Origin of the sequence: Curtobacterium sp. MCBA15_001, from assembly GCF_001864835.1 — a bacterium.
Lineage (GTDB): Bacteria > Actinomycetota > Actinomycetes > Actinomycetales > Microbacteriaceae > Curtobacterium.
Genome location: NZ_MJGI01000025.1, coordinates 402245 through 414119, shown reverse-complemented (window position 1 = coordinate 414119; position 11875 = coordinate 402245). Strand labels below are relative to the sequence as shown.

The following is an 11875-nucleotide window of genomic DNA, read 5'->3' as shown; positions in this document are numbered from 1 at the left end:
CGGTCAGGCGTCGAGCGCGCTGAGGGCGAACGCGCGAACCGCTTCGCGCGCGGCCGGCGGGTCGAGCACGACGGCGCGGCCGGGCAGGCCCGCCACCAGGCGGACGACTCCGTCGAACCCGGCCGAAGCGGCCAGGCGGATGCGGACGCGTCCGTCGCCGTCGGGGGCGTCGGCCGTGTCGGCGAGGAAGTCAGCGACGAGGGGCAACGACGACGCTTCGAGCTCGACCGTCACGATGACGTCCGTCGCCGACTGCTGGAACAGCGTGTCCGGGATCTCGACGTCGTCGATCGAGCGGGTGGCGGCGCGGTCGTCGACCCGCACGGCGGACATCCGGTCGAAGCGGAAGGTGCGGAGGGCCTGCCGGTCGAGGTCCCACGCGCGGAGGTACCAGTCGGTGTCGATCGACTCGACACGCAGGGGGTCGACCCGGCGGGTGCTGCCCTGGGTCCGCGGACCGGCGTAGTCGAACACCAGACCCCGGCACTCGGACATCGCCTGGCGGATGGTCGTCAGCGTGGCGTCGTGGAGTTCCTGTCCCACGGCGACGGTGCCGGCGGCACCCCCGGCACCCCGCGAGAGCTTCGCCATCAGCGCACGGATCGCGTCACGGTCGGCGGCCTCGGGCAGGGCGGACAGGTACTGAAGGCCGGCGATGAGCGCCGAGGCCTCGCGCGCGGAGAGCCGCGGGGAGTCGTCGATCGCCACCAGGTTGGTGAGCACGATCATGTCGTTCTGCTCGAAGTCGTCCCAGGCGATGTCGAACAGGTCGCCGTGCTGGTACTGCATGGTCTCGCCCGGGATGCCGGACACCGCGATCAGCTCCACGGCACGACGGATGCGGGGCTCAGGGACACCGAAGTGCCGTGCGGCCTCGGCCACCGAGACTCGTTCTCGGTCGATCAGGTACGGCACGAGGGCCAGCAGGAACGCCAGCTTGTCCTGCGCCTGCAACGGTTGCACGTCAGCCAAGGTCGGCCCCCTCGCTGTGGTCGGCGACGAGTCCGCGCAGGCGTGCGGTGACGCGCTCGCGCAGGTCCTGCGGTTCGAGCACGTGGACCTCGGGTCCGAACGCGGCCAGCTCCTCGGCCAGGATCTGCGGGTCGACGTAGTGCACGAGCAGCACGCCCGGGTCGCCCACCGTCGTGTCGCGCCGGCGTCCGAGCCGACGTTCTGCGTCCGAACCGGCAGCGACCGCGATCGTCGCGGTGCGCTCGGCCCAGATCCGGTCGAGTTCGGCCAACGCACGTTCGCCGGCGCCGGCTGGTGCCGGGTGCTGCCCGACCGCGAACTGCGACACCGGGCCGACGATGCGTGAGAGCAGGTAGTTCTTGACCCCGTCGGTCGAGGGCTCGTACGCGGTGAGCATCCACCGCCCGCCGTGCTGGACGAGCGCCAGGGGGTGCAGCTCGCGCCGACGTGCCTGGTGCTCCCCCGGGGTGATGTAGTCGAAACGCACCGCAGCCGCACGGTCGAGCGCGGAGCGCAGCGGTTCGAACCCCGCGTCGCGCGCCCGGAGCCGCGGAGCGTAGGCGGCGGTGCCGATGCCCCCGACGGCTTCGTCGCCGCCGGCGGATCGGACCTTGAGCAGCGCACGACGCGAGTCGTTGGACAGCGCGCCCTCACGCCAGGCCATCGCCGCGAGCGACAGCAGCGCGGACTCGTCCGGGGTGAACCGGACGTCGAGGGGCAGGTCGTACTCACCCTTCGGGATGCGGTAGCGCAGCGTCTGGTTGTTGCCGGCCGCACCCGGGGTCTCGATGGTCTCGAGTGGGATCCCGAGATCACGGACGTCGTCCTTGTCCCGCTCGAACTGCCGCTCGAGCGAGGCGTTGTCACCGCCCGGCGTGAACCGCTGCCGGTAGCCCTGCACGTTCGCCAGGATCTCCGACTTGGTCAGACCGGACTCGGTCGACAGCAGCGCGAGCACCAGGCTGAACAGCCGCTCTTCCGCGGGTACGCGGGGCACACGGGTGGTGGGCACGGACCGTCCTAGGACCTGATGGACCCGAGCACGTCGATGACGTACGCGTAGGCGGCACCCTGCTGGTGGACGACGGCGAGCACCTGGTCACCGACGTGCCGACCGAGGAGCGCAGTGCGCACGCCCTCGGCGATCTGGCCCTTCGCCAGCGGGATGGTCGCCGCGCCGGTGCCGTCGGTCCAGCTGGACCCGGCGACGGTGGAGTCCGCCTGCCACGTCACAGCGGTGTACTTCACGACGGCGGTGTCCTTGTCCGTCAGGACCGACCCCGACCCCTTGCGGAGCAGGTGGGTCTCGTCGCCCGAGGGCGCGGAGGTCGACGGCACCGTGATGCCGGGGGCGCCGTCCGGTGCCAGCACGACGGCGGGCATGCCGTCGCCGGCGAGCTGCGGGGTGCCGGTCGCGCGGGCGTCGAAGGCCTTCTTGACGTCGATCACGGCGATGACCGCGTCCTGCGTCCCGCTGGTCGGCGCGCCGGAGCTGCTCAGGGCGCTCTGCGGCAGTGCCACGGCCAGGCGGTCGCCCACCTTGGCGCACTCGAGCGCCTTGCCGAGCGCGCCGGCGTTCTTCGAGCCGGCGGTGACGGGGGCGGTCTGTCCGGCGTAGCCGCTGGTCTGGGCGACCTTGCCGCTGGCGCCGTCGACCAGGGTGTACTCGATCAGGACGGGGGTGCCGTCTCCGATCGTGCGCCCGGTGCCGTCGCGCACGACGGACACCTGCGTCCCCTTCGTGGTGAGCCCCTTCGGGATCGACACCTTCGGTTCCTTGCCGAACGCACCGGTCGCGGTCACGGCCTTGGACGCGGCACCTGGTGCGGCGCACGTCGACGGAGTCGAGCCGGCGCCGTTCGACGCGCACGCGGTCAGCGATGCGGCCAGGGCGATGGTGACCAGGAGTGCGGGGATGGTGCGCACGGACCCTCTTTCCGTTCGGTGCAGGACGAGCGACGCCAGGTAGCCTACCGGTCCGCGCTCGGCGTCTCGGCCGTGTCCACAGGCGCGGACGACGCGGCTTCGGCAGCGGCGACCTTGCGGGCCTGGGCAGCCGACTGACGCGCCACCTTGCGGAGCTTCTTGTCGCTCGCCGACCGCTCGCCGACGGCGCCGGGGGTCCAGGCCTCGACGTCCTCGTCGGAGAACTCGGCCTTGCCCGCTCGCCGCTTGAGGTTGGGGAGCACGACCCCGTCGGCCAGGCGTCGGGCCGTCACGAGGAAGCCGGTGTGGCCGACCATGCGGTGGTCCGGGCGGACGGCGAGCCCCTCGACGTGCCAGGTGCGCACCAGGGTCTCGCTCGACTGCGGGTCGGTGAAGCGGCCGGTGTCGCGCAGGGCCTCTGCGGTCCGCGACAGCTGCGTGACGGTGGCGACGTAGCAGACGATGAGGCCGCCGGGCACGAGCGCGTCCGCTGCGGCGTCGACGCACTCCCACGGCGCGAGCATGTCGAGCACGACGCGGTCGACGCTCTGCGGCTCGGTGGCGTCGGGCAGTTCCTCGACCAGGTCGCCGACGGTCACGCTCCAGTTGTCCGGCACGGCGCCGAGGAAGGTGCCGACGTTGCCGCGGGCGATCTCGGCGAACTCCTCTCGCCGCTCGAATGACTGCAGACGACCGGTCGGACCGATCGCACGGAGCAGCCAGAGCGACAGCGCACCGGAACCGACGCCGGCCTCGACCACGCGGGCACCGGGGAACACGTCCGCGAAGGCCACGATCTGGGCCGCGTCCTTCGGGTAGACGATCGCGGCGCCGCGGGGCATCGACATCACGTAGTCGTTGAGGAGCGGGCGGAGTGCGAGGTACTCGTCCCCGGAGCTCGCCGTGATGACCGACCCGTCCGGCTGCCCGATGACGTCGTCGTGCGCGAGCATGCCGCGGTGCGTGTGGTAGATCACGCCGGGCTCGAGCGACAGCGTCGTGAGCTTGCCCTTCGGACCGGTGAGCTGCACGCGGTCACCGGCCCGGAACGGGCCGCGGGGCGGCGTGTGCGGCGCGCCGCCGGCGGTGTGGGGCAGGCCCGAGGTGTCGAGCAGGCCGGTGGTGTCGGGCAGCTCGGCGTTCACGAGGTGACCCCCTCGGTGTCGGTGGCGGACCGGTCGTCGGCACCGGGGCCTCCAGGCCGTCCTGCTCCGGACCCACCGGACGCTCCGGACCCACCGGCGCGCGCGGCCAGGGCCGGCGACGTCAGCGCGACCAGGCGGTCCACGTCGACCCCGGCGAGCGAGGTCAGGTAGACGTCCCCCGCGGTCTCGGGCAGCGGGACGATGTGCTCGACGGCGATGGTCACGGCGCCGGACGCGACGGCCGCGGCGACGCCCGTGGCGGAGTCCTCGATCGCGACGCAGGCGGTGGCGTCGACGCCGAGCTGGGCCGCTGCGCTGAGGTAGGCCTCGGGGTGCGGCTTCGGGTGTTCGACGTCGTCACCGGCGACGACCACCTGGAACGCGTGGTCGGCGAGGGCGTCCGCGGCGACGAGCGCCATGTTCCGACGGGACATCGTGACGAGGGCCGTGGGGATGCCGCGGGTGTGGAGCTCCTGGATGAGCTCGCGGGCGCCCGGACGCCAGGGCAGGTCGTCGCCCTGCAACCGCTCCATCACGTACGAGGTCATCCACTGGACGATCTCCTCGACCTCCATGTCGACGCCCTTGTCGCGGAGGATCTCCCCCGAGCGCTCGAGGCCGCTCCCCACCAGGGAGAGTCCGTCCTCGTGGGTCCACTCGGCGCCGTACCGGCCGGTCAGCTCCACTTGGGACTGCTGCCAGATCGGCTCGGTGTCGATGATCGTGCCGTCCATGTCCCACAGCACGGCTGCGGGCTGGACGAGGGCGGGAGGATGCGCGGTCACGGGCGACGAGTCTACCGGCGCGGCGGTGCCGCGCCGCATGCCCGGTGCTGCCCAGCGACGCCGCGCCGTGTGCGGGGTGCGACCCAGCGACGCCGCGCCGTGTGCGGGGCCTACAGTGGATGCCTGATCGTGTCGGGCGTCGGTGGCGCCCCACTCCACCTCCAGGAGGTCCGCTCCGTGCCACAGCACTCCCCCTTCCACGACGGCCGGCTGCTCGTCGTCGCGTTCGAGGGCTGGAACGACGCCGGCGAAGCGGCCAGCGGCCTCGCCCGGCGGATCGTCGACGCGCTCGACCTCGACGAACTGCGGGAGATCGACGGCGAGCAGTACGTCGACTACCAGTTCAACCGGCCGAACGTGGGCAGCGACGACGACGGCGCGCGCGGCATCCAGTGGCCCCGCATCGTGCTGCACGGCCCGGGCGCGGCGGGACGCCCGGTCATCGGTGCCACCGGGTCCGAGGCGGCGCGCGACGTCTTCGTGCTGGTCGGCCCGGAGCCGTCGCGCACGTGGCGGGCGTTCTGCGCCGAGGTCATCGACCTGGCGGACGTGTACGCGATCGACGCGGTCGTCTTCGTGGGCGCGATGCTCGCCGACGTCCCGCACACCCGGCCGATCTCGGTGTTCGTCTCGAGCGAGAACGCCTCGGTGCGGCAGGCCTTCGACGTCGACAAGTCCTCCTACGAGGGCCCGACCGGCATCCTCGGCGTGCTCTCCGACACGATGGACAAGGCCGGTCTGACCACGCTCTCGCTGTGGGCGTCGGTCCCGCACTACGTGCACAACGCCCCCTCCCCGAAGGCCACGCTCTCGCTGCTCGACAAGATCGAGGAACTGACCGACGTCACCGTCCCCCGTGGCACGCTGCTCGACGACGCGACCCAGTGGGAGGAGGGCATCGACGCCCTCGCCGCGGACGACGAGGACATGGCGTCCTACATCGGGCAGCTCGAGCAGGCGCGGGACACGGTCGACTCCCCCGAGGCCTCCGGGGACGCGATCGCGCAGGAGTTCGAGCAGTACCTGCGGCGTCGGGAGCGCAAGGACGGGCCCGGTCAGGCCGGCGAGGGGCCGTGGCGGCCCCCGCAGCCGCCGCAGTAGCCGCGAGTCCACCGGACGGGAGGCCGGGTGCCAGCTGGCACCGGGCCTCCCGTCCGTCTGTGGTCACGTCGCGGACCGCCCCGGTGACACGACACGCCGCTCAGGTCCGCCCAGGTGCCGATCGTCGTCGGTCCTGCCCGTTGAGGTGCCAGAATTCTGGCACCTCAACGGGGCGGGCCGGTTGATCGGCCGCGTGCGGAGCAGGTCAGCCGATGCGGATGCCGAGCAGGGCGTCGACCGCGTCGACGAGCTCGGGCGTGGCGCGGGTCCCCCCGGCGACGGCCGTGTCGACCGCCGCGACCGCCCCGGGCGTGTCGAGGTCGTCGGCGACCCGGGCGCGGAGCCGTGCGACGACGTCGTCGGCATCGTCGGCGTGTCCGACGCTGCCCGCAGCCCACGCGTCCCAGGTGGTCAGGCGGCGCGTCGCGCTGTCGAGCTCGGCGTCGAACCACTCCCAGTCGTCCGAGTAGCGGTGCGAGAGCAACGCCAGCCGGATCGCGCGCGGGTCGGCGCCGTCGTCGAGCAGCCCCCGCACGGTGACCAGGTTGCCGAGCGACTTCGAGATCTTCTCGCCCTGGTACGCGATCATCCCCGTGTGCACGAACGCCCGCGCCAGGGGCTGGTGCGCCAACGCTGCCGCGTGTCCCGCGCTCATCTCGTGGTGTGGGAAGACCAGGTCGCTGCCGCCGCCCTGCACGCTGATCGGCAGGCCGAGGCGGTCGCCCGCGATGACGCTGCACTCGATGTGCCAGCCGGGCCGCCCCGGGCCGACGGGGGTCTCCCAGCTCGGCTCGCCGTCACGCGCGGCACGCCAGAGCAGCGGGTCGAGCGGGTCGCGCTTGCCGGGTCGGTCGGGGTCGCCGCCGCGCTCGGCCGACAGCGTCAGCATCGTGTCGCGGTCCAGGCCGCTCTCGTCGCCGAGTGTCCAGGCCTCGGTCGGCCGCTGCACGTCGTAGTACAGGTCGTCACCGGCGGCGTCGGGGGTGGGCACGGCGTAGGCGTAGCCGGTCTCCTGCAGGAACGCGACGGCCTCGGCAATGCGCTCGACCTCATCGGTCACGGCCACGTAGTCGTCCGGCGGCAGGATGCGGAGCGCCTCCATGTCGCGTCGGAAGAGGTCGATCTGCGACGCGGCGAGGTCCTGCCAGGCGATGCCGTCACGAGCCGCACGTTCGAGCAGCGGGTCGTCGACGTCGGTCGTGTTCTGGGCGTACTCGACGTCGAAGCCCGCGTCGCGCCAGGCACGGCCGAGCGTGTCGAACGCCAGGTACGTCGCGGCGTGACCGAGGTGCGTGGCGTCGTACGGCGTGATGCCGCAGACGTACAGCGCCGCACGGTCGTCGCCGTGAGTCGGGTCCACCGGCGTCCCGCTGGCGGTGTCGTGCACGACGGGGCGTGGACCGGCGCCGGGGACCTCGGGGACGGACGGGGCCTCCCAGGCCCTCACGGCTGGATCACCTGGAGCGACAAGAGCACGAGGAGAACGATACCGAGTGCCACCCGGTAGTAGACGAAGGGCATGAAGCTGCGCTTGCTGATGTAGTTCATGAAGGCCGCGATCACGACGAAGCCGACCCCGAACGCGACGACCGTCGCCACGAGGGTGTCCACCACGCCGAACGGTGCTCCGGTGTCGCCGAGGCTGGTCGCGGCCTCGTACAGGCCGGACAGGAACACCGCGGGCACGGCGAGCAGGAACGCGAAGCGGGCGGCGGCGTCGCGCGTGTAGCCGAGGGCGAGGCCCATCGACACCGTGGCGCCGGAGCGCGAGACACCGGGCACCAACGCGAGGACCTGCGCCAGGCCGATCAGGATGCCGCCGCCGAACGTCATCTGCTCGATGCGGCGTTCCTTGCGGCCGACACGGTCGAGCACGCCCAGCACGACACCGAACACGATGAGCACGATCGCGACGATCCAGAGGGAGCGGAAGGTGGTCTCGATCGTGTCCTGCAGCAGCAGACCGACGACGCCGATCGGGATCGTGCCGAGGATGACCAGCCACCCGAGTCGCACGTCGGGATCGGTGCGCGGCACCTTGCCCGACAGCGATCCGAACCAGCGCGACACGATCCGGGTGATGTCCCGCCAGAAGTAGATGAGGACCGCGGTCTCGGTACCGAGCTGGGTCACCGCGGTGAACGCCGCGCCCGGGTCCTGCGCGTCCGGCAGGAACAGCCCGACGATGCGGAGGTGCGCGCTGGAGGAGACGGGCAGGAACTCGGTGAGTCCCTGCACGAAGCCCAGGAAGATCGCCTCGAGGATGTGCACGGGCGCGGCCTTTCGGTCGTCGGTGGTCGGTCGTGTCCGGCGGCGGAACGAACCGCACGCGACCGCTCAGTGTGTCAGTACGACGCGAACAGGTCGCCGAGCACACGCCGCCCGAACGCCAGCGCGTCGAGGGGGACGCGCTCGTCGACGCCGTGGAACATCGCGGGGAAGTCCACGTCGGCCGGCAGTTGCAGCGGCACGAAGCCGTACCCAGCGATGCCGAGCGTCGACAGCGCCTTGTTGTCGGTCCCCCCGGAGAGAAGGTACGGCAGCACCGGGGCGCCCGGGTCGTGCCGCCCGAGCACGTCGCGCACGGCGTCGACGAGCGGTCCGCCGAAGTCCTGCTCGAGCCCGATGTCGCGGAAGGACGTGACGACCTCGACCTGGTCGCCCGCGAGCTCGCGCACCCGTGCCAGCACCGTCTCTTCGTCACCGGGCAGGCACCGGACGTCGATCAGGGCCTCGGCCGCGTCAGGGATCACGTTGTGCTTGTACCCGGCCTGCAGCACCGTCGGGTTCGCCGTCGTGTGCAGCGCGGCGTGGATGAACCGCGACGCCGACCCGGTGGCGAGCGCGACCTCGTCAGGGCCCGTCACCGCGGGGTCCACCCCGAGGAACCGGGCGATCTCGGCGACCATCGCGTCCGTCGTCGCCGACAGGCGGACCGGCCACTCCTCGCTGCCGATCCGGGCGACGGCGGCCGCGAGCTTGGTGACCGCGTTGTCCCGGATGACGTGCGAGCCGTGGGCAGCCGTGCCGGTGGCGACGAGCTTGAGCCAGAGCAGGGCCTTCTCTCCCGTCTGCAGCAGGTAGGCGCGGCGGTCCCCGAGGGTGATCGAGTAGCCACCGACCTCGCTGATGGCCGCCGTCGCACCGGCGAAGACCTCGGGGTGCTCCGACACGACGTGGTGCGAGCCCAGGACGCCGCCGGCTTCCTCGTCGGCGAAGTACGCGAACACGAGGTCTCGTTCGGGTGAACCCTGCGCAGCGATGACGTCCCCGAGGGCGGTCAGCATCATCGCGTCCATGTTCTTCATGTCCACGGCGCCCCGACCCCAGAGCATGCCGTCCCGCACGACGCCGCCGAACGGGTCGACGCTCCAGTTCGCCGGGTCCGCCGGGACGACGTCGAGGTGTCCGTGCACCACGAGCGCGGGCTTGTCCGGGTTCCGCCCGGGCACACGGGCGACGACGCTGACCCGGTCGGGTTCCGACTCGAACAGCTGCGGCGCGAGGCCGAGCTCCTGCAGCTTCGCTTCGACGTAGTGGGCCGCCTCGGTCTCCCCCGACGAGCGGCCGTTGCCCCAGTTCGACGTGTCGATGCGGATGAGGTCGCGGGCGATGGCGGCGGTGGCCTCGAGCTCGGTGTCGGTCGGGGCGTGCGCGTCCGTCGTCATGCCTGCAACGCTACCGGCCGCCGGTGACGCCGGACGCGCCCGGGATGCCCTTCGGTGTTCAACGGGCGTTCAGACCCGTGCTAATGTCTTCTCCGGCAGCAAGGCCGGGGAAACCCGCCGGCGCGGCCGTACAACTGAAGACATCCCGTCCGGATGGCGGAATTGGTAGACGCGCTAGCTTGAGGTGCTAGTGCCCGTATTAGGGCGTGGGGGTTCAAGTCCCCCTTCGGACACGCAGTGTTGAGACACGCGGCGAACGGCTCACCTTCGGGTGAGCCGTTCGTTTTTGTGCGCCCGGACGGGTGCGCCTGACTCGGAGCGACATCGTCGACGTCGTACGACGTCGACGATGTCGCTCCGAGTCGGAACGGCGGTGCGGCGAGTCGGCGGAAGTACCCTAGCGACGGCGGACTGCCCGACGCACGACGAGCACCACGAGCCCGCCGACCACGATGGCTGGCCAGTTCACGACGAACGGGTCCATCCACGTGTGGTGCGTGTCCGGCCGCGTACTGGCGAGGCGCGACGCGATCGGTCGCTTCCCTCGCTCGGCACCGATGCCGGTCTCCCCGACCAGGTCGTCCGGCCGCCCGCGCAACGCGTCGGTGACCCGGTGCGCTGCCACGTCGATCCTGTCGCCCAGGACGAGCAGCATCCAGTGCGCCAGCCTGCCCTCGCTGAATCGGCGGTAGGCGTACCGCCGCACCGCTCCGGCGAGTCCCCGGAGCGGTTGCGCCGTCCCGAACACCGGTGTGAGGTGCGCATGTTCGATCGACCGTTCACGCCCTCGGCCACCGGTCTGCTGCTCCGGCCGTTCCCAGTGCGCGCCGGTGGTGCCGGCGTCGCGCGACAGCTTCGGCACCGACGGGCGGTCGGCCGGGTCGAGGTCGCTCCCCCATCCGGGGATCCGCGCCCGGAGCTCGTCCGCACTCGGGTGGTTGCGCCGCCCGTCCGCGATGTACGCGATGTGGTCCGTCATCGTCCCGTCCTCCTCGCTCACGGCACGACCACCGTCTTGATGCACCCGTCGAGCTTCGCGGAGAACAGGTGGTAGCCCTCCGCGATGTGCTCCAGCGGGATGCGGTGGGTGATGATGTCGCTCGGTTTGAGGTGGCCCGCCTTGATGTGTTCCAGCAGCCGCGGCCACTGCCGCTTCACGGGTGCCTGGTTCATGTGGATCGTGACGCCCTTGTTCATCGCGTCCCCGAACTTCACCAGGCTCGGGATCGGGCCGTACGCGCCCATCGCCGACACGGTGCCGCCCTTGCGGACGCCGTCGATGGCCCAGTTCAACGCGACCGGGGAGCCACCCTGCATCTTGAACTTCGCAGCACTCACGTGCTGCAGGAAGTCGCCGTCCGCCTCGGCACCCACCGCGTCGATCACGCTGTCGGCGCCGAGGAAATCGGTCTGCCGCTTCATCTCGACCACGACGTCGTCGACCTCGGCGTAGTTGATGGTCTCGGCCTGCGCGAACGTCCGTGCCTTCTCGAGGCGGTACTCGAGCGCGTCGATCACGATCACTCGGCCGGCACCCATGAACCAGGCGGACTTCGCCGCGAACAGCCCGACGGGTCCGGCCCCGAGCACGACGACCGTGTCACCCTCCCGGACGGAGGCGAGTTGCGCACCGAAGTACCCGGTACCGAGCGCATCGGTCATGAGCAGTGCGTCGTCGGGGTCGAGCCAGTCCGGGATCACCTGGGGGCCGACGTCTGCGTAGGGCACCCGCACCAGCTCGGCCTGTCCGCCGTCGAACCCACCGGTGGTGTGCGAGTAGCCGAAGATCCCGCCGACCGCGGTGGCGTTCGCGTTCACGTTGTGGCAGTTGGTGAAGAGTCCCCGGGCGCAGAACCAGCAGGTCCCGCAGGAGATGTGGAACGGGACCATCACCCGGTCGCCGACACCCAGGTGTTCGACCGAGGACCCGATCTGTTCGACCACGCCGATGAACTCGTGGCCGAACGTGTGACCGACGCGGGTGTCGGGCATCATGCCGTGGTACAGGTGCAGGTCGGATCCGCAGATCGCGGCCCGCTCCACCCGGACGATCGCGTCGTTCGGGTGCTCGATGCGTGGGTCGGGCTTGTCCTCGACCCGGACGCGGTAGGGACCGCGGTACGTCATGGCGCGCATGGACGCTCCTCTCGCTCGTGGACACCAACGTCACGCGAGGTGCGTGCAGGCGACCCCAGGAAGGTCATCGCGCGCAGGAATCGACGGCGGATCGAGGAGTGGCGGAGCCGAGACGGACGGGAGGCCCGGTGCCAGCTGGCAC

At 71.6% G+C, this 11875-nt stretch carries 11 protein-coding genes and 1 tRNA gene; 2 read left to right on the top strand and 10 right to left on the bottom strand.

Features of this window, described 5'->3' with window-relative positions; all coding sequences use genetic code 11:
- Positions 1-3: 3 nt before the first annotated feature.
- The 5 genes from BIU90_RS13855 to BIU90_RS13835 are packed head-to-tail and all read right to left on the bottom strand — an operon-like array spanning position 4 to position 4828.
- The gene (locus BIU90_RS13855; protein WP_254787076.1) at positions 4-963 is read right to left on the bottom strand and encodes a YafY family protein; all 960 of its coding nucleotides are present in this window, start codon (positions 961-963) and stop codon (positions 4-6) included.
- A 1-nt stretch (position 964) separates the two neighbouring features.
- Entirely contained in the window at positions 965-1984 is a 1020-nt protein-coding gene (locus BIU90_RS13850; RefSeq protein WP_071300766.1) for a YafY family protein, read from the bottom strand.
- 8 nt (positions 1985-1992) lie between these two features.
- Positions 1993-2898 (bottom strand): FKBP-type peptidyl-prolyl cis-trans isomerase, encoded by a 906-nt coding sequence (locus BIU90_RS13845; protein WP_071300765.1) that lies wholly within the window; start codon positions 2896-2898, stop codon positions 1993-1995.
- Between the two features lie 44 nt (positions 2899-2942).
- The gene (locus BIU90_RS13840) at positions 2943-3995 is read right to left on the bottom strand and encodes a tRNA (adenine-N1)-methyltransferase (protein WP_071301045.1); all 1053 of its coding nucleotides are present in this window, start codon (positions 3993-3995) and stop codon (positions 2943-2945) included.
- Between the two features lie 44 nt (positions 3996-4039).
- Positions 4040-4828 (bottom strand): HAD family phosphatase, encoded by a 789-nt coding sequence (locus BIU90_RS13835; RefSeq protein ID WP_254787055.1) that lies wholly within the window; start codon positions 4826-4828, stop codon positions 4040-4042.
- Between the two features lie 177 nt (positions 4829-5005).
- On the opposite strand from BIU90_RS13835, the gene BIU90_RS13830 reads away from it, so the two are divergent.
- On the top strand, positions 5006-5929 hold the full coding sequence (locus BIU90_RS13830; RefSeq protein ID WP_071301044.1) for a proteasome assembly chaperone family protein: 924 nt from the start codon (positions 5006-5008) through the stop codon (positions 5927-5929).
- A gap of 205 nt (positions 5930-6134) precedes the next feature.
- Here BIU90_RS13830 and mshC read toward each other — a convergent pair whose 3' ends face one another.
- From mshC to BIU90_RS13815, 3 genes are all read right to left on the bottom strand, one after another.
- Positions 6135-7376 carry a cysteine--1-D-myo-inosityl 2-amino-2-deoxy-alpha-D-glucopyranoside ligase gene (gene mshC / locus BIU90_RS13825; protein ID WP_071300764.1) on the bottom strand — a complete coding sequence of 414 codons (1242 nt, stop codon included), beginning with the start codon at positions 7374-7376 and terminating at the stop codon, positions 6135-6137.
- Positions 7373-8200, bottom strand: a complete 828-nt coding sequence (locus BIU90_RS13820; protein WP_071300763.1) for an undecaprenyl-diphosphate phosphatase — start codon at positions 8198-8200, stop codon at positions 7373-7375. The genes mshC and BIU90_RS13820 overlap by 4 nt, the downstream gene beginning before the upstream one ends.
- Before the next feature lie 74 nt (positions 8201-8274).
- On the bottom strand, positions 8275-9597 hold the full coding sequence (locus BIU90_RS13815) for a M20/M25/M40 family metallo-hydrolase (RefSeq protein WP_071300762.1): 1323 nt from the start codon (positions 9595-9597) through the stop codon (positions 8275-8277).
- Between the two features lie 147 nt (positions 9598-9744).
- Between BIU90_RS13815 and BIU90_RS13810 the strand changes: the two genes are divergently transcribed.
- Positions 9745-9830: transfer RNA gene (locus BIU90_RS13810), tRNA-Leu, on the top strand.
- 164 nt (positions 9831-9994) lie between these two features.
- On the opposite strand, the gene BIU90_RS13805 is transcribed toward BIU90_RS13810, so the two are convergent.
- Both BIU90_RS13805 and BIU90_RS13800 read right to left on the bottom strand, forming a co-directional pair.
- A complete protein-coding gene (locus BIU90_RS13805; RefSeq protein WP_071301043.1) occupies positions 9995-10576 on the bottom strand; it encodes a hypothetical protein in 582 nt (193 codons plus the stop codon).
- 17 nt (positions 10577-10593) lie between these two features.
- Positions 10594-11733, bottom strand: a complete 1140-nt coding sequence (locus BIU90_RS13800) for a zinc-dependent alcohol dehydrogenase (RefSeq protein WP_071300761.1) — start codon at positions 11731-11733, stop codon at positions 10594-10596.
- Between the last annotated feature and the right edge of the window lie 142 nt (positions 11734-11875).